The 19,866-nt window shown below is 34.5% G+C and carries 6 protein-coding genes and 1 pseudogene; 2 read left to right on the top strand and 5 right to left on the bottom strand.

From position 1 onward, the window contains the following. Positions 1–45: 45 nt before the first annotated feature. The 5 genes and pseudogenes from ANHYDRO_RS01130 to ANHYDRO_RS01110 all read right to left on the bottom strand — a co-directional run bounded on the left by ANHYDRO_RS01130 (position 46) and on the right by ANHYDRO_RS01110 (position 18,652). Positions 46–14,022: a SpaA isopeptide-forming pilin-related protein gene (locus ANHYDRO_RS01130; protein WP_004812594.1), complete on the bottom strand. Its 13,977-nt coding sequence runs from the start codon at positions 14,020–14,022 to the stop codon at positions 46–48. Between the two features lie 396 nt (positions 14,023–14,418). After that, positions 14,419–15,243, bottom strand: a complete 825-nt coding sequence (locus tag ANHYDRO_RS01125) for a hypothetical protein (protein ID WP_004812591.1) — start codon at positions 15,241–15,243, stop codon at positions 14,419–14,421. Between the two features lie 826 nt (positions 15,244–16,069). Next, complete coding sequence (locus ANHYDRO_RS01120) at positions 16,070–16,909, bottom strand: class C sortase (protein ID WP_004812587.1); 840 nt, start codon at positions 16,907–16,909, stop codon at positions 16,070–16,072. Further along, a pseudogene (locus ANHYDRO_RS01115) lies at positions 16,878–17,760 on the bottom strand (class C sortase). The gene ANHYDRO_RS01120 and the pseudogene ANHYDRO_RS01115 overlap by 32 nt, the downstream one beginning before the upstream one ends. Further along, positions 17,744–18,652 carry a class C sortase gene (locus ANHYDRO_RS01110; RefSeq protein ID WP_004812581.1) on the bottom strand — a complete coding sequence of 303 codons (909 nt, stop codon included), beginning with the start codon at positions 18,650–18,652 and terminating at the stop codon, positions 17,744–17,746. The pseudogene ANHYDRO_RS01115 and the gene ANHYDRO_RS01110 overlap by 17 nt, the downstream one beginning before the upstream one ends. Positions 18,653–18,792: 140 nt before the next feature. Between ANHYDRO_RS01110 and ANHYDRO_RS01105 the strand changes: the two genes are divergently transcribed. Both ANHYDRO_RS01105 and ANHYDRO_RS01100 read left to right on the top strand, forming a co-directional pair. Beyond that, positions 18,793–18,975: a DUF1659 domain-containing protein gene (locus ANHYDRO_RS01105; RefSeq protein WP_004812579.1), complete on the top strand. Its 183-nt coding sequence runs from the start codon at positions 18,793–18,795 to the stop codon at positions 18,973–18,975. Between the two features lie 18 nt (positions 18,976–18,993). Continuing rightward, a complete protein-coding gene (locus ANHYDRO_RS01100) occupies positions 18,994–19,215 on the top strand; it encodes a DUF2922 domain-containing protein (protein ID WP_004812576.1) in 222 nt (73 codons plus the stop codon). Positions 19,216–19,866 lie beyond the last annotated feature (651 nt).

Below are 19,866 nucleotides of genomic sequence, written 5' to 3'. Positions count from 1 at the left end.
TACCCTGCGACATTGGGCAAAAAGCCCAAAGACAAGGTTGACTAACTATTTTCTTACTACTAGTTTATCTTTTCTTTTGAAATAGGTCAATACTGATGTAAACATTACTATTAAACCTATCACCATAAATCCAATCCAAACTCCAGGTCCTCCTGTGGAAGGATACTGTGCTTTTTTGTTTGTGATTCGAAGTCGGTTATCACTAGAATTATCTGTTATTTCTTTTTCATTTTCTAATTTTCTCAATTTTTCCAATTGTGTTTTAGAAATATTAGATTCATTAGTATCTATATAATATATTTTACCATTTTTTACTTTAAATTTGAACTCTTTTTGACTAAATAATATATATCCTGATGGAGCTGTGGTTTCTTTTATCCTATATTCGCCATCTGGGATGGATTCAAATTTAAATTGACCTTTTATATTTTCATCAATTGATGAAGTTGCTGTCCATTTTTTATCTGTTGAAGTTGAATCCGTTGAATTTATTTCTTCTCCATTTTTATCTATGGATACATAAGATTCTCCAACTTTCTTTTGAATTTCAAAAACTGCTCCTGCTAAGGCAGTTTCTTCATTATCAGCGTCTACCTTTTTAAAGTAAATATTTGGTTTTTTGATATTTCCTATATCAGTTGTTAGTAGGTTGATGTCACGGGCTAGATATTTGTCTACTTGTTCATTTTTGTATAAGCTCATATCTACAATAGCATCAGATATAGTTAGATTTGCTTTTGTTGCATACTTGTCTAGTTCTGTTTTAATATCTTCTGTACTAAATGTGACTTTGCCTGTTGTCTCATCGACTTGTCCAACATCGTAGGTCGCTTTTGCTCCTATTCTACCATCTTCTTTATAAGGCATATCTACTATAAATTGATATTCTCTTTCAGCGTCGTCAACACCTGGAGTTTCCTCGCCTGCTTGTCCCTCGCTTGATCCTACAGGATTATTTTTCTTTTCCTCTCTGTATGGAGGGTTTATCCTTAGACTTAATTTATTTCCATTATTTATTTCAACTGTGTAGGTTGTATTATCTGGTTTTAATATATTATTATTTTCGCCAACTTGTACCAATCTTACTTTTGTATTTGTTTGAGATAATTTTAGTTCATCATTTGTTGAGTCTAAAATTAGTCTAGCTTTTTCAAGTTCGCTTGGTTTTGCTTTGATGGTTATTTTTTGTCTGAAGGTTTTGGTATCTTGGTCTATACCTAGGATTTCTGAGAATAACCTATCTTTGTAAGTATTTCCAGTGTATTCCTCTTTTGCATATTCTTTGACAGTTACTGCCTTCATATTATCTTTTGTATCATCAAAGGAATTTGTCCATTTGACTTTACCATCTTTTGTGACTTCTAATTCCCATTTTTTATCAGATTTAGTGTAGCCTGTTGGGGCTTTCATTTCTTGTAATTCGTACTTACCTGCTACTAACTTATCGAATGTAACAATTCCTGTTTTATCTGTTGTTAGTGTTTTAACTGGGAAGTTTTCGTCTGGTTTTTCTGGATTCTTTTGTCCACTCTTTGGAGTGAGGGTGAATTCTGCTCCAGCTAGGTCCTTGCCTGCTTGGATGACCTTTCCATCTTGGTCAGTTTTTCTTATTTTTATTTCAGCTTTTCTGTAGTTTTCTAGGATTTGTTTATTTTTTTTGATATTTACAATATTTCCACCCTCATCTACTTCAAAGCTTGAAATAGCATCTTTTGGCAAGTCATATATTTCAGAATCTGGTGATTCTGTTTCTTTGACTTGGTATTTACCAGTTGGTAGTTCTTCCCAAGAGAAGATACCATTGTCATCTGATGTTATTGGATCTCTGTAATTTTCCCCATCCTTAATAAGCTGGAATTTAGCTCCCTTTAGAGGATTTCCTATGCCCAAATCTTTTAGGTTTTGAGGATTTTCTTCTGATTTATCAACTACATTTGATAGGACACCGCCATCTACTTTTGCAAATTCAATTTTGTTTTTGAAGTTTACAAGTTTGATTTCTTTTTTAGCATCTCCACTTGCTCCCGGGTTAAAGAATTGTGACCAGGTTTCGAAGTGAGATTTATAAGAATCTTTGTAGGTAATATTGTTTACTGTCCTATAATTGTAGTGAGTTTCGTCTGCCCTAGTTTTTAGTGACTTGGCATTTTGGTTTAACTCACCCTTAATTTCTATTACATAGGTTGCAGTGCTTGAATCGCCTTTTCTATTTAAATATCTTGCTGGGATATCTATTTTTCTAGTGATATTATCAGCTCTGTTGTCCTTGGTAACATATTTGTAATACCTATATTTACTATAATTGTAATCATATTGAGAATAATCATAACCGTAATAAGGATTAACTTCTTCTGATTCTGTCCAAGTTTTGGTTGGATACCAGTTGTACTTATCACCATTATCGCTTATTAAACTTAAATCAGAACGTACTTTGAGCTTACCATCTGAATCTTCTTCGTATATATCGTAGGAATCTGGTAGGTCTCCATCTTTCCATCCACCATTTTCACTTGTAGTACTTCCTGTCCCCTTCTTGATATAGGTTTTGACTGATAGATTTTCATTTACTAGGATATCTTCATCTGTTGTGAATGATAGGGTCTTGCCTAACATCTCTCTATTCCATGGGTTTAGATATAAAATCGCTGTGAAGGTCTTACCATCTGGGTTTAACCTTAGCATGTAGGATGATATATCTGAATCTGGATTTTGGTAACCATTATATCCAATCTTTTCATTTCTTCCTCTGTAGTCTATGTTTATAGAGTCTGAGTAATGATAATCGCTAGAATTTATATCAATATTCTTTCCTATATCTGCAGTGACCGTAATATCTTGGGTGTGGTCTACTTTTCTTCTGTTAGGGAAGAGTTGTAGGAACATGGACATTGCGTCTGGCTTGTAGTCTTTTACATATTCTGTAAAGGTGTAGGTGATTGACCTTCTGTCATCATTTACCTTTGCCTTTGCAAGAAGTCCTGCAGGGCCTATGATATCGAAGTATTGGTCACCTTTTTGACCCTTGTCATCATTATCTTTGTTGATTCCATCTAGGTCTACATTGTCGGAGAATTTGATTGTGAAGAAGTCTCCAGGTTTGATGGTTGTTTTTTCGTCAATCTTGAAGTTGAATTTGGCAAAGATACCCTCGGCCTTGTTTGGATATACTGTATCCTCATTAGGTGTATCAGCTGTTGATACAAGCTGGTCTTGGGTGTCATCAAAGATGATTGATTTTGAAACATCTTCTCTTTTATCTGGAACATTCCATTTTTTGTCACCACCTAGGGCTATTAGTTTCTTTTTGGTGTCTAGGATGTAACCGTCTTTGGTTTTTGTTTCCTTTAGCCAATAGTAGCCATAAGGTAGGCCTGTGAATTTGATTTTACCATCAGGGCCTGTTGTTTGTTCTCCAACTTTAGTTTCGTCTGCGTCTGTCTTGTGGAGAGTAAATTTAACTCCTTCTAATTTACCACCTTTTTCATCTTCCTTGGTTAGGGTAAATTCACCCTTGCCTGGTTTTTCGTTGATGATGTTTGTAACTGTGGCCGAGCTTGTGCCATCTACTTCTTTTTCTATGAGCTTATTTTCTTTGTCGATTGTGTAAATTTTTACCTTACCATCTTCAACTCTGAATTTTTTGATTGGGCCATTGACTTTCATGTACTCGTCGCCATCTTCGTCTGTGGCTGCTTTTGGTTCTATAAGTCTATAGTAACCGTCGGTTAGGTCTGTTAATTTGAATTTACCGTCTTCTCCAGATTTGTAGATTTTTATAGGATCACCAGGATTATCTTGGTCGAAGTTATTAACTATTATTTCTTTTCCAGTTTCCTTACTTATATAATAGTAAGTTGTAGTTCCATCATCGTTTTTCCTTGGTTTTATCATTTCCATGTTTGCTGTCAATGGATAATAACCTTGGTTTGGCTTTCCTATATCATCTGGGTCTTGTTTTTCAAGGTAGAACTCGACATTTGCTAGATTTGTTTCTTTATCTATTAGTTTGTCATCTTCTATCTTGACCTTTTCTTTTCCTTTTTTGGTAAAGACAACTTCGGTTTTCTTGTTGACAATTTGGAATTTGAATCCATCACCAATATTTTGTCCACCTGCTATTAGCTGACCAGAATCACTTATATTTTGTTTGTTAGCATTTTGTAGTGGAACCCATTCCGTAGTACCATCTTCCTTTTTGACTTCCTTTAGGACTGCTGTTAGGGTTGCTACAAATTGTTGAGTACTTTGTAGATATGCAAATTTTAATCTGTACTTATAATTAGTCTTAGCATATCCATCTGGGGATTTTACTTCTTCTAGGAGATAGTCTCTTCCAAATTGGATATTGTTGTTTAAGTCTATCCTGTAAGGAGCCTCTTCTGATAGGTCTATGGTTTGTTCATAGACATTTTTATCAGTGTTTTTTGTATCCTTAGGATCACGATAAATTTTTACCTTTAGCTTGCCCTTGGTGATATTTTTAAACACTTTACCTTCCATAAAGCCCTTGTATAGGTTGAAGAAATATGGTTTGGACTTATTAATTACATAGAAGGTGCCATCTCCATCAGTGTCAATTTCTGGATTTTGTGCATTTCTATTTAATAAGTATTGGAAATCTCCAGGAGTCTTTACTAATTCCTTAGTGTCTTTACCATCTACCTTTGTGGTCTTTATTTCAAAGTATTCTTTTTGTAAGGTTCCCTTTGCATCTTCATAGACTCTTATTCCTATTTGCCTATCCATCTTGTCGTAGCCATCTGGGGCTTTGGTTTCTATTAATACATAGACACCCTTGGCTAGGTTGGTGATTTCAAAATTACCATCTTCGCTTTCCACTTGGTAAGGTGGGAATTCTGATTGGCCTGACTTGGCAGATTCAAGGTCATTTGGATCGTTTGAAGTTTTTAATAAGAGGAACTTGGTGTCCTTCTTTATTTTATTAGATTTATCCCTAGATCCAATTTTCTTCCAATTAAGGTCTGTGGTTGTTTTGGTGTTGGTAATCTCGTAAGGATTGGTCTTGCCATCTCCTTCGATATTTGAATTTTTATTAAACTTATTATCTACATACTTTTTGTAATAGTCTGGATCATATTTTTTGAAGTATTCATCTTCGACATCGTGACTTGTGCCATCTTTGTCTTTGTAGGTACGAACTATTTGTAGGCCATCATCTGTCTTTTCGACTTTAAATATCCATTTAAACTGCTTGGTGTTAGATTGGTAGCCTTCTGGGATGGTTACTTCTTCTAGCTGGTAGATACCTTCGCCTAAGTTTTGGAAGTCTACCTTACCTGATGATTGGGAACGACGTAGGGCACTGTACTTACCTGTGGCATTTGTGATTGCATCCGGTTTGACTTTTTTGTCTTCTTCTGTTGGTGTTTGTCCCCCTACGCTAACAAGATTATTATTCTCGTCATACTTATATTCTTTATTATCGTAAGTGAATTTTGTTATCTTGCCATTAGAATCATATTCTGTGACTTTCTTACCATGGACATATTTTTTAAGTCCTGCACCGTCTTTTTCATTATGATATTCGTAGGCTTTGGCTTTCTCATCCATTGAAAATCTTACTTTTGTAAGTCTAAAGTAGGCGTCCTTTAGTGGGAGCTTGTTGCCTTTTTCATCGGTCTCATTTCTAAACTTCATGAAGGAGAAGTTGGTCTTGGAGTAGTTTCTGATTTTGATGTCTTGGTAATTGCCATCCTTATCATAATCAGGCTCTCCATTTGCCTTAGTTTTAAAGCCTATGGACTTATCAAGGGTTCCATCTGGGTCATTTTCGAAGACTATTTTTAGCTTATGAGTTTCTTCGTCTTGAACAACATTGAAGAACCATGGATCTGGTTTTTCAAATTTTGTAATAGCTCTAGTTTCTTGGAGCTTGTAGCGACCTATAGGAAGGTATCTGAATTCGAAGTTGGAGTTGGCGTATGAATAGATAGTCTTTTCATATCCACCCTCAACCTTCTTACCATTCTTATCGACTTGGGTTAGCTTAAAGTCGGCAGATTCTACTGGTATATCCTTTCCTTTTTCGCCCTTCTTTCCTTCGATTTTTTGGAATTTGAGGTCGATGTAGGCTTTTTCATTGTTTACACTTACAAATTCGCCCTTTGTATTTTTAGAGAAAAACTTGTTTGTATCAGACATCTCTTGATAGCTGCCTTGTTTGTTTTTCTCGTAGCCTTTTACCTCTTGCTTCCATGAACCTTTTTCATCTTCTGTGAAGGTGATAGCTAGGAAGGAATCGGTAGGCTTAAAGCCTTTGGCTGGTTTTATTTCTTCTAGGATGTAGGTGCCTTCGCCTATGTTGGTAAATTCTACACCTAGTTGGTCATTTGAAATTGCCTTGGCAAATTTCTTGTCCTCATCATAAGGTTGGACTCTCATTGAGTCTAGCTGTTCTGGTGTTAGAGGCTTGCCATCAGCGCCCTTTGTTGGTTCTTCTTCATAAACTGGCTTGTTATTTTCAAATACTAGCTTTCCTTCTTTATCAAGCTTAGCCTTTCTTAAGGAGAATTCTGCTCCTCCTATATTTTGATAAGATGCCTTATCCTTTTTGAAGAAGTTTAGCTTTGTTTTATTTTTGTAGTTGGTAACTCTAGCATCGTGGATCCACTTGTATGGGGCGTCTGGCCTTGCTGGGTCGGAACGACCATCATCTTTTACTTCCTCGATATATCTAGCAAAGTCTGGGTCTCCTTTTTTGAAGCCCTTGATAGTTTTGCCTATAAGTTCTTTCTTTTCAGCTTCGCTTATGCCGATATTGAAATCGTCATTTTCAGAGAAGGTGTGTTCAAAGTCAAAGGTGATATCCATGTAGTTGGCATCTCTTGGTACTTTTTCTTTGTTTATTACTACCTTGAAGTACCACTTCATGTTATTACCATTTTTATCTTTTGGAGGTCTGTAGGTATTATCTGGGGTCTTGATTTCTTCAAGCTCGTAGATACCTGGGGTTAGCTCTCTGAAGTAGTTATCTCCTGGCTTACCAGTAGCTTCTGACACTCCGTCGAATTTCTCATCGTAGTATTTAGGGAAGCCTGTTTTGCCTGTATCGGTGTAGGTGCCATCTTTGTTTTTCTTATAGATTGGAACTCTTTCACCATTTACAAGCTTACGAGCCTTAAATTGTGAACCTGTTAGAGCAGCCTTATTTTCGTTGACCTTGGTAATTCTTAGTGGAATCCTAAAACCTGTTTCATCGTGGTTGAAGATTTCTACTAGGTTACCATTTGTGATATTGACTGTAACTGTATTATTCTCATCAGCATCTCTAGATTCAAATCGGTATTCTGATACTGTCTCAGATCCCCAACCTCCAGCAATTTCTGTATCTCTGGTGTAAACTAGTTTGTAATTAGAGTCTAGGTCAAGACCTGTGTATTCTAAGGTGCCCTTATAAGGAGCTTCTTTTTTGCTATTTGGAACTTTGACCCAATTATCAACTAGACCTTGTCTTTTGTTGACGAAAAGTTCAACTGTACCTGGAGAAGAATCTTTTGGGACAGACTTACTATCATCTATGCCATCCTTTTGGTTAGAATAAATGAAGTTTGCCTTTAGAATCATGTCACCTGTTGGATGTGGGGTATTTTCATCTATAAAGCTTGCTTCTACATTTACATCATGATCAGGCATTTCGAAGGTGCATTTAGATCCATCAACATCTGCAGGGTAACCATCAATTAGTATCTCAGATAACTTCTTGCCAGTATCTGGTGTGATTGTTATCGTAACTTCCGTACCTTTTGCGACAGGATTTTGTGGACTTGCACTAATTCTTCCTCCACCTGTACTACTTGTTATGACATTGTGGCCTTCTTGTGTTCCAGGGTCTGGTGTTGGAGTATCTTCTTTTATTTTTTTAGTTATTAGATAATTACCTGTGGAGTCATGTCTTTCTATAGGGATATCTTTCCCATCTTTTGAAATTTTCATTCCATCGAAATCGAGTATTTCGTAGTCAGTATTATATTGAGCATTATTATTTAATAAGTCTACTGTATAAGAAAATTCTAGGTTTTCTCCTTTTTTTAAATTGATCTTATCTAATTGTAATGAATTAGCCTTGCTATCTTTTGATATATTTGAAGTTAAATCGTTGGCTCCAATATTAGCCTTAGCCTCTACTAAATGTATAACACTTTTTAGGTCTATTTTTAGGCTTGCATCTTTTACTAGGTAAGATTCTTCGTTTCTTTTGAAAGCCTCATTTTCAAATAACTTGTTAATCATATTTGAATAAACATAGTATGACGCCGAGTTTCTTCCTGGTGATCCACTATTGTTTTTATATTCAAAATATGGAAGTTGTGGCATTATCTCATCTACATATTGTATTCTATATCCACTTGCTAAACCAACAGTCCTTTGGTCAACATGACTTACAAATGTGTCAAATCCATTATTTTTGAATTTCTTTACAAGGTCAGCCTTATAAAATTCATATTTTCCAGATTTTGGACTATGCTTCTTAACATCACCTACATTAAAGTTTGCAAAATCAATCATGATTTTTTTATCATATCCGTTTTTTGCAGAAATTTGGCTTAAGTAGGTATCAATATTTTTATTTAGGTACTCAGATCCATCGGCAATACTGTTGTTTCTTGATGATAAATTAGCTGCTTTCCCAATATAATCTTTGTAGCTTACTGATTTTCCACCTTCACCATCAACATAGAAACTACTATAATCATTATCTTCTAGATTTTGTGTCATATCATTTAAAGATACGTTTGTTGTTTTTAGGCTTGATGCATTATTAGTATATTCCACAAAGCTTACATCTATACTTGTGCCTGTTTCTTTCGCTTTTTTAGCAATTTGTGTTATAGCATAGTTGATGTTTTTATCTTGAGTTCTACCGTCTGAAATGTTCGAACCAGCTGAAGTCAATGAAGAATCTTTTGATCTTTCTACCAAAAATACCATTTGAACTTTTTTGCCTGGTAAGACTTTATCTTTTGGACTTATTGATAAGTTAATTGTTCTATTTCCATCTTTTGTATCAACATCACTTGCCTTTACTGTGATGTCTAGGTCCTCAGTGTTGTTGGCTTTATATGATAACTCTTTTAGTCTAGAATCTTCTGTTGGATTTGCCATCAATCTAGGAGTTGGTAATTTTTCAGATATATCTAGACCTGCCATCCTGAATCTTACGCTTTGGGTAGAGTAGTCCATTTGTTTTGGATTTCTAGTTGTTTTTGGGTTGTCGCTGTATTTTTTGACTGTTCCATCTCTTTCTACTAGGATGTACCATGGGTTTGGATCTCTTTCGTAACCTGCAGGTCCCCTAAATTCTTCTAGGACGTAGTGGCCTGGTTTTAGTTGGTCAAAGGTTACTATACCTTGGTTTGGTGGGAGTTTGTCAGGGTCTTTACCCTTTTGTCCACCCTTGCCGTCATCTTCTGTGATTGGATCTCCAGGTGTTACCTTTTGGATGTATTCTTTTGGATATTTTTTATCCTTATCCTTGTACTCTATTTCGTAATTTTCATTTGCTGTATAGAGTCTGAAGTAGGCACGTCTTAGGCCGACTCTGATTGGATTTCCTTTTTCATCGGTGTAACCTATTGCATTACCGACTTTCTTTATGGAGAATTTTCCTAGTTTTTCTTTTTCAAGGAAATCGACTACTCCCTTAAATACTGAGTGGAGGTCGGTTTTGGCGTTGGTGTTAGGGTCTCTTACGATTACCTTCATTTGGCCTTCGTTGGCTATGGCTTCTGCCTCTACCTTTAGAAGGATGTCATCAGCCTTGTTGTAGTCTTTTGGTGGGTTTGTTTCTCTTAGGATATAATATCCACCAAATTCTAGGCCTTTTAGGTGGAAGATGCCCTTATCATCTTGGATTATAGGTTCTTTATTGATTGGAATAAAGTTTCCTTTTTCATCCTTTTCTCCTATTATTGCCCCATAGAAATCTGACTTGTAGAGGTTAAAGCTTACCGGCTGATTGTTTTTGCCAAATAATTTTTCATTGACTTCTGTAGCTTCTACTTCTGTTTTGCCATTTTCTTTTTCTACGATTTTTCCCTTGTATTTTTTGAAGTCTATATCTATGGTTCTGGCGTCGTTTCCTATTTGGTAGGCATCAACTTTTTCATGACCCTTAATTATATTAGATATTTTAACTTCTTTTAGATCCTTGGAGTTGAAGATTTCATCTTGGTTTTCGCCTTCTTTTGCCTTTGGAACTTCGTAGAGCTTGTGGGTGAAGTTTCCATCTTTATCTAGACTTACTACAAGTTTCCAACCGTAGAGGTCGGTTTTTTTGTAGCCTTTTGGAGCTTCTAGCTCTTCTAATAAATATTCGCCGACTTTTAGGTCTTTGAAGGTGATATATCCGCCACCCTCAGCTTGTTGGCCATCGACCTTGGCTCTTGGAGGGGTGGTTTTGGTAGAATTGTCTGTGTAGGCTTCTTCCATGTAGAAGTCACCATCTACCATTTTTAGGGACATTAGTCTAAATTTAGCATCTCCTAGGCCTAGGTGTTCTTTGTCTGTTCCTAGGTTTTCGGTTCTTACTTTTCTAAATTTGATCTCTGTCTTTTTGGTTTTGTTCCTAATTATAGGAAGGTCGACTTTTTTACCATCTCTGGTGGCCTTTTCTGTTTCAAGATTAGCATCTGCTATTTTTGCTTCTTTTTTGCCCTTTTCATTTGTAACTTCTTTGTATTCTTGTACAAAGCTTACTTGAACCTTTTTCTTGTCAGAAGTATCTCTTATCTCTTTTGCTTCGATTAGGTAGAGTGGGGCTTTTTCGTAGCCTTCTGGCACTTTTGTTTCTTCTAATACATAGAAACCAGCTGGGATTTGGTCGAATTTAAATTCACCAATATTGCCCTTTTCAGTCTTATCGTATTTTGAATCATAAGTTAGTTTAGATGGATCTTTGAATTTAGTTTTAGCATCATTTAGGTCCTCAGCTTTTATTTTTCTAAGTCTAAATTCTGCTCCGTCTAGTTTTATAAACTTATTTCTTTTTATAAATTCAAGTTTACCAAGGTTATCTTCTATATTTGTAACCTTGACTTTAATTTTGTTGTCTTTATCAAGGGCTACAAGAGGGGTTTTGCCGTCTGTATCTTTTGGAACAGTTTTTTCATCTATTGATACTTCTGTTTCAAAACCATCGTTTACATGGATTCTTGGAAGTTTTTTGGCATCGTATGAACCATTGTCTGGATGGATTTCTTTTCTTATTACTTCTATATCGAAGTCTTTGATTTTTTCAAATCCCTGTGGAGTTTCTATTTCTTGGACTTTGTACTTACCTGGTCTTAGGTAAAGCTTGTGAGCCTTGTTATCATCTGTTGATGTCCACTCTTTTTTCTCACCTGTATCGATATTGGTAAATCTGAATTTGGCGTCTTTTAGCTTAGTGCCATCTTTCTTATATTTATCAATTTCGATTGGAGCCATTACACGACCTGCGATTAACTCTTGGTATTTACCTTCGTCGGTGTGGGAGTAGAATACCAATTTTACAGAATCTGCCTTGTCAGCATTCCAGTCATTTCCATCCCTATAAGAAGCTATTACCTTATTATAAAGATTTTTCGCCATATCATATTGGGTGGATTGGACTGGTGGGTAGTTTCCTATCTTAGTTTCATTGTCTTTTAATTTTCTAGGAGCGCCTGGCTCATTATTTATTCTCCTGCTTTCGTCACTTCCTGCAAAAGATCCATCCCAGCCAGTGTTTGGATAGGTTTGACGGATACCTGATAGGGTGTGGTCTACCTTCCATTCATCTATGTTGTAGGATGATGGGGCTTGGAAGTAGTCATCTTTTAGGGACTTACCATCTGTAAAGTGGTGGATTACCCTTTGGTACATGGATGCTTCTATCATCCTGTGCATCTCTTGTCCCTTGGTATTAGAATTATACTTACCTTGAGTGTATTCTTTCTTTACTTCCTCACCATAGAAGTAGATTTTTTTCATAAGCTCTTCCATGGCTTGGCCCTGGCTTAATGTATTATTATGGTTTAGAGAAACTCCATTATATGGAGTCCCTGCCAAGAAATTCCTTAGTCTATAATTATCTGTTGGCCTACCGTGGGATTCGTTTAGCCTTGTGATTAGGTAGTCACCTGATACATCCTCGTGTTTATCTAGGAAGACCTTGGTGTTTCCTGTGTATACCGGGGCATTGACACGGTCGTTGAAACAAGATACCAAATCGAAGTTTCTATTGATACGCATGATTGGGTATGGGTTTTCTGTGTAGGCAATGTAGCCGTTGGCTAGGTCTTGGTCGGAGATTTTTTCTGTAAAGAGGTTTACTCGGCCACCTTCATAATCGTAAGACTCATCGACATTAAATTTCTTTTTGTCTTTTAAGTTAGGTCTGAAGTTGTAGGTGTCGTCTCTTTTTCCTGAGTGGTTAGGATATTCGTAAGAAACTATGGTTCCTGGGAAATACTGACCATTTTGTAAGACAACATCTCCTGCTTGAGTAGTTCTCCTATAGCCACCATCTTTTAGTGGTAGGTAGTAGACCTTTTTTGCCTTAATAGTTTTCTTGTCTTTACCATTATTTCTATCAAAATCAGGCTTATCTAGGGCTGGGTCTTGACTCTCACCACGTCTTAATAAATCTAGGGCGTACCAATCTACCTTAGTATCTGATTTTCTATTTGCTGTTATAGTCCTCGTGTTGTCGTAGTAGAATCTCTCGTTGGTAAACCTATCTGTTAGGCCGAGGAAGGTTGCAGGAATATTTGTTTCTACCAAGTTGAATGGCACTTCTGCAAATCTTCTAGCATCTTCTACACCCTTCAACCACTTAAGTGGTGGTGGTACTGGGATGCTTTCGTATTTTTTGATAATATCTTCAAGCATCTTTTGGATGTAGTTAGAATCTGGATTGATTCTAAAACCTATGGAGTAGGTTTCGTGAACTTGGTTAGGGTCAATTGTTGCTTTGACCTTGATATATAATTTATTTCCAAGATCATTTTTACTTATTTGTGAGTTTTGGCTTAAAAGTTCTCCAAGATTTGTTGAAGAAATATAACCATCTGTTGTCTCTAGGTCAGTTTTGTTTTTGGATGCCTTGTAGTAAATATTTGTAAGGCCTTGGTTGGCTGACCCAAAGACTGTTAGGTTTAGATTATCAAATTTAAGTTCATTCTTAGGGTCAACAAGCTTATCTGTATCGACTTCTATATCCCATTCTACATAGGCTCCTGTTAGCTTGGACTTATCCAAATCAACTAACTTTTCTATTGGGTTTCCCTTATTATCCTTAAGTTTTTGGGAGGTTGTTCTCCAGTCTAGTTGGTAAGGGTAGGTGCCTGTTTGGGTCTCTCCCTCATCTTTTATTTCAAAGCTTGACTCTACTGGGGAATCTTGATTACTTCTTACAATAATGTCCGGCATAGATTGGACCGGATTGTTTTTAGGAACTACTTTGATTTTAACTGTGATTGGGTCCAAATTTCCAATTGCATTTGTATCAAATGCTAATACTTGGTCTATGTTTAGGTCTATAGGTTCTGTAACCTTTCTAACATAGGTATATCTAATAATATTATCCTTACCATTTTTAAAGATTTGGGCAGTTGCTACTAGACCGAGTTTATCATGGTAAAGATTTTCTATCTTTTGTTCTGTATCTTCCTTTAGGTATGGACCAAGGTTTATATCAAAGTACCAACCAGATGGGATTGGCCAAGCTGGTGCTGCCTTAACTTTCATTGTTGTTTTTAGATGGAATGCTTTATCAGCAAAGCTATTTGATTCTCTTTGAGTTAGGTCTAAAAGTATATTAGCCCTAAAGTTTTCTTCCCTATCTTTTTCTACAAGGTCTCTTATTGACTTATCATTTTTAGTCATAAGTTTTTCTTGGTCGGCCTTGTTTAATTTATATTTTTCTCCAAGTGTGGTTAGGAGTTTTTGTAAGTCCTCCAAGCTTAGCTTTTTATTTTTAAGAGCCTCTTTTAATTCCTTATCTGCTTTTGAAAGGGAAGATTCTTCTATGTCTTTATCCATTATGGACTTAGGACTTTCTTCTTTTTTAGGGAAGTAGAGTTTCTTGTCAGCCTCTTTCTTTTTTCTTGGGCTTTTTTCTCAGCATCTTCTTTTGCCTTTTGAGCCTCTTCTTGGTTTTCTTTTTCTTCTTGGGCTTTTTTCTCTTCTTCTTTTTTATCTTTTTCCTTCTTCTCTTCTTCAGATTTTTCTTGGGAAGGAGTTTTTTCTTCTGTTTTAGAATCTTCTTTTGATTCTTTTTCTAGTTTTTCTTTTTCAGCTTCTTCTTTCTCAGCTTTTTCTTTTTCATCCCTTTCTTCTGCTAATCTCTTTTCTTCTTCGGCTTTGGCTTTTTCTTCTTGGGCCTTTTTCTCGGCTTCTTCTTTTTGCTTTTGGGCCTCTTGCTCTTTTTTCTCTTCCTCAGCCTTTTTCTTTTCTTCTTGAGCTTTTTTTCTCTTCTTCTATTTTTTTTCTTTCGTCCTCAGATTTTTTATCTTCCTTGTATTGGTTTAGTTCATTAAAATCATTTGACAAAGAAGATGTGTCATAGATGTTAACTTTGTCATTATTGATTAGGGCAAAGATTTGTCCATGATTTTTAATCTCATAATTTCCATCTTGGTCTTTTTCAATCAAGTTGTAGTTTGGATCTGGGGATATGTTTTGAGTAAATTCTAAATTGAATACCAATTTATCTTTTTCTAGTAATTTTTGATTTCCTTTTTCATTAAAATCAAAATTGTCTATTATTTTAAAGTCTATGTATGAATAATTTATCCCGTAAGGATTTTCTTCTGGGTCTTGGTCTTGATTTTTTCCTACGATTTTGTAACCTTGGTCATCTTTTATTATATCTATTTCTATATCAAGGCCTTGGTCTTTGAGCTTATCTTTGATTTTCCAATATTCTTTGGATGCTTCTTCATTTGTAGGAAAATACCTATCGTCATATAATTTTAGGTCATTTCTTTTTACCAGCCTAAAATTTGTACTTGTATCAGAAAGACCTAGGGCAATAGTAAATTTACTTTCATCCTTTTTCTTCTCTTTTTTGTCATAGATTTTTTGCGAATCTGTGAGTGAAAAGTATGAATCTGGGTCTTGGTCTAAATTTTCAATGTTTTTTATGGAATTAGGCTCGGCTTCTTCTGCCTTAGACTTTGTCGCAAAGGCCGGGAGCATAACTTGCAATACCATAAAAAGGGCCATAAATAATGACATCGATTTTCTCAATAACTTTTTCATGATAACTCCTTTTTTATTTTAGCTAATTTCAGTTTGTTTGAAATTACCTAAAATTTGATGACTGATTGCTTGCACTTTCTTCTTGATTTTTATACTTACGGGATATACAATTAATTTTTCTAACCTTATATTTTTTTCTTGTACTTTGATAAAGTTATTGGGTAAAAAATATAAGTTTTAAAAACGAATATTAATTTAGATATAGTTTTATTCTATGTTTATATAATTATATAACTTAAAAATTTTTACGTCAACATATTTTTTACATATTTTTTAGTTTAATTTATATTGCTAAAATTTTCTCAATATTTTATAAGTTTTTTATTAAAAAAAGGAATTTTTGAGTGAAAAAGTTTTATAAGATGGTTGGATATAAATTTTTTTGATTTTTTATTTATTTTGTAAGCCAATGATTGTAGTTTATTGTTTGACATAATTTGTGCATGAGATCTCTCGACAAGCTCGAGATGGGTTATGGTTTGTCTGGGTTTTATTGCTGAAGGTCATTTTTGTTTTTTGCTTGTTCAGAGATTTTATTTTTATATTTGCTATAATTTTCGCATGAGATTTCTCGACTACTAAAACTCATTTGCTTCGCAAATTCTTCCGTGCTCTCGCACTAGTTTTCAGGATTTATAACCGAAATCAACGGTTATAAATCTGCACTAGTTTTAGGGATAAATATGCCAAATCAAGGCATATTTATCTGCTCGAGATGGGTAATTGTTGGATTTATTTTATTGCTAAAGGATAAATTTTTTAGTTATTAGATAGGTAAAAAAATCCCACCTTTGGCAAATTATTTTGCTTTAAGGTGGGTTTATTTTTATTTTCTTATTGTTTTTATTAAGCTTCTTATTACAAGGATTATTAAGATTAAATCTATTAGTAAAAATCCTATATAGGCGTAGTTTGTTATTTTTACTTTTTTACTTATCTCAGTTTTTTGAATTTGATCTTTTGGATCTTTGTTTTTGTCTTCTACTCTTTTGGCATTTATTAATAATCTGTTAGGCCTTGGCCATATGAATGGGTGACAAGTTAATAAAGTTATAATATCTTCACCTTCTATAACTTTTAATTTTTCCCAATCATAAGGTCCAATTACTTCTTTTGAACAAACTGAATATTTTAATACTTTATCAGATCTTTTTACATATATCATATCTCCTTTTACCAAGTCATCAGCATATAAGAGCATAGTATCGCCCCACCATCCCCTATGTCCAGCTAGAACACTTCTAGTAGATTCACCTCCAATTGGTACAGATGTTCCTGATACTTGTCCAAGTCCCCAAGCTAAATGATTATAAGAGGCATTTAAATAAATAGGAATATTTTTATCCAACTTTGGTATTTGCAAGTATGCAAATATATCATCTTGGTTTTCTAGGATATTTACTGAGCCTAGGTTTTTGCTTGTAAAGGGGTCAACCATTGATATATCTGAATTTTTTACAATTTCGTTATATTCTTGGGCCTTTTTTTCTATTTGGTCGAATTGTTTGTCTTCTTTTTGGGCCTTGATTACTTTTTCTATTTGGCTTTTGTTTTCTATGTTTGAGTATATTCTTCTTGAAAATGGAAAGGCTAGGGTTAAAAGTCCTAGTAATATCAGGATGTAACCTATTATTTTACTTTTCTTTTTCGTTGAGTTTTTGTTCAATTTCTAGTACCTCCATATTCATCTTTTTGGCATTTCTTTTTTCTCTTAAATATACCATTATTGTAAACAATAATATTGGCAACAATACTAAAAATAATTGGAAAAAGTTTGGTTTCAGTCTTGGTGTATTTGCTGATCCATCGTCTATGGCTTGGGTGTAGGGAATCCTATATCCTCTTACCAAAAGTCGGTGGGAGTTTATCATGTAGGGAGTACAGGTTAAAAGGGTTGCGTAGTCCTTTTTTTTCTACTACAAAAATCGGTTCAAAGTTTGATGGTTCTACTACTTGGATTTTATCGACCTTATAAGCTAAGGTTTCTTTTATGTTGTGGATATAAAATATATCCCCTTCAACCATTTGGTTTAGGTTTCTAAATAAAAGAGCATTTGGAAGTCCCCTGTGGGCTGTTATTACCGTATGGGTTGAAGATCCTCCGATTGGAAGGGAAGTTCCTTCCAAGTGGCCTGCCCCTTTTTCCAAAACGTCATCGCTTGTTCCTGCATAAATAGGAAGGTCTACTGCAATTTTTGGTATTTCTATATGGCCCAACATTTCGTGGACTTCTAGCATTTTTGCATATTCTGCCTTGGCGTCTTTTACCTTTTTATCGTATGGATCTACAAGTTTTGATGGGTCAAGAGTTTGGTTATAAATTCTTGCAAGCTCCATCCTTCTTTCCAATTCTTTCTTGTCGATTTCATCTTTTGCCTTATTAAAGACAACAATCTCATCGTTAGCCTTTATTTGGTAATATTTTTGGCTTATAAAGGGGTAAGAAAAAATCAAAAATCCTATCAAAAATATGATTATGAAGGGAAGATTTTTCTTTATATTAGTCTTTCTTCTCATCATTTTCACCTAGTTTATCTAGTTTTTCTTTGATTTGGTCAATTTTACTTGATGTTTTTTTGTTTTCTTTTCTTAATTTTCTAATTCTTAGCAATAATATGATTATAATTATTAAGGCTAGGAAGAATAAAATTCTAAATATCCAATTTGTTTTGTTTTCTTTAATCAATTCTTCATCTACACTTTCTACATATTCTACCCTGTGGCCCCTTACCAAAAGTCTGTGAGAGTTTATCATAAAAGGTGTACAGGTTAGAAGGGTCGCATAATCATGGCCTGGAGCAATCATAAGATCATCAAAATTGCTTGGCTCAATTACCTTTATTTGGTCAACTTGGTAGGCTAAAGTTTTTTCTATATTATGGATATAAAATTTATCGCCGACTTCAAGTTCGTTTAAATTTGTAAATAAAGTTTTTTCTGGTAGTCCCCTGTGGGCTGTGAGAACTGTGTGGGTATTGTTGCCCCCTATTGGAAGAGAAGTTCCTTCCAAATGGCCAACACCTTTTTGCAAGACATCTTCGCTAGTTCCGGCATAAATTGGTAGGTCCTGGTTTATTTTTGGAATTTCTATATGACCTATCATCTCCTCAACTTCAAGCATCCTAGCGTATTCTTTCCTACCTTCCTTATATCTTTTTTCTGTAAAAGGATCGTTGGTTGGTCCTCCCGATAAGGAATCATTGTAGGCTTTGGCAAGGCCCATTCTTCTTTGAATTTCTTCTTTGTCTAGTTTATTTTTTCCTTGATTGAAGACTTCGACTTGGTTATTAGAATCTATCCTATAATAAAATCTTGAGATGATTGGATAAAGTAGGACAAGAATTCCAATTAAAAATATAAGTCTCCACAAGATAATTGATATTTTTGATTTTTTCTTTTTATTTTTCATTGTATCACCATTTTAAAATTTTCTTACTCGAATTAATCTTACACTAAAAAAGATTATTAATAAAGGTTTTTTTAAAATTCTAAGAAAATTTTGGGACATTTTGTCATTTTTCTTTATCTATATATGAAAGGAGCGATAATATGAAACTTAGAATTAGATATGAAGTAAACGATGGTGAGAAGCTTAGAAAATTTTCAAGAACATTTACAAATCTTGATGATAAGCTTACAAATGAAGATTTATCAAATTTCGCAAAGGCCTTTGTAGCCCTAAGTGAAGTTGAAAATCACATAGTTGAAAAAGTCACAGAAGAAAGAATCTAGGCTTAGAAAGGAGCAAAAATGAATACAAAAATATTAAAGCTATCTTTTAAAGATAGCAAGGGAAAAGGAAAGATGGTAAGTATAAATCATCCAAAGGCTGATTTAAATGACCAAATTGTAAAATCTCAAATGCAAGCTATGGTAGATTCCAAGGTCTTGCAAACTAAAGATGAGAAGGTTACAGGTTTGAATAAGGCTTATATGGAAAATATTTCTAGAGATGATTTTAATTTAGGATAAGAAGATAAGAAGAAACCGGGGTTTGGCCCCGGTTTTTTTATTGGTAATTTTTATTATTTTTTATTTATTTCTTTAGTAATTCAAGGATTTTATTTTAATATTAGCCTTAGTTAATGTAAGAGATCTCTCGACAAGCTCGAGATGGGTATGTATTAGCCTTATTTTATTACTAAAGATTTTTTTCAATATTCATATAAGTCAGAGCGTAGACAAAGTATGAAACTAGATAATATTTATTTTGAAATAAAAATTAAGCTAAGTACCATCTCGACTAAGTGAGTGAAACGAACGCATGGAGAGATCTCTTTGTATTTTTTATTTATTTGTTTCTTTCTTTAGTAATTCAAGACTGACCCAATGAATTATGTTTAATATTTGCCTTGTTTAATGTATGAGATCTCTCGACTGCGCTCGAGATGGGATATGTCTTACCTCGTTTTATTCCTAAAGGATTATTTTATCTCAAATTTCTTTATTTACTTTCTTTTGTAAAGTCCTTTTAGCTTAATTTTTATTTATTTGCCTTTATCCGATTAAACTTTTAAAATTTACTAGAATTTAGGTGTCGACAAATTTAAGCGATCGCAGTTAGGAAATTTTATGAAGATATGTTTGGAAAATTTGGATGCGATTATTGGAAATATGAGCCAC

It is taken from the genome of Anaerococcus hydrogenalis DSM 7454, from assembly GCF_000173355.1.
Taxonomy (GTDB): domain Bacteria; phylum Bacillota; class Clostridia; order Tissierellales; family Peptoniphilaceae; genus Anaerococcus; species Anaerococcus hydrogenalis.
Note: the sequence above shows the minus strand (reverse complement) of the source record. Positions and strands in the feature narration are given on the sequence as shown.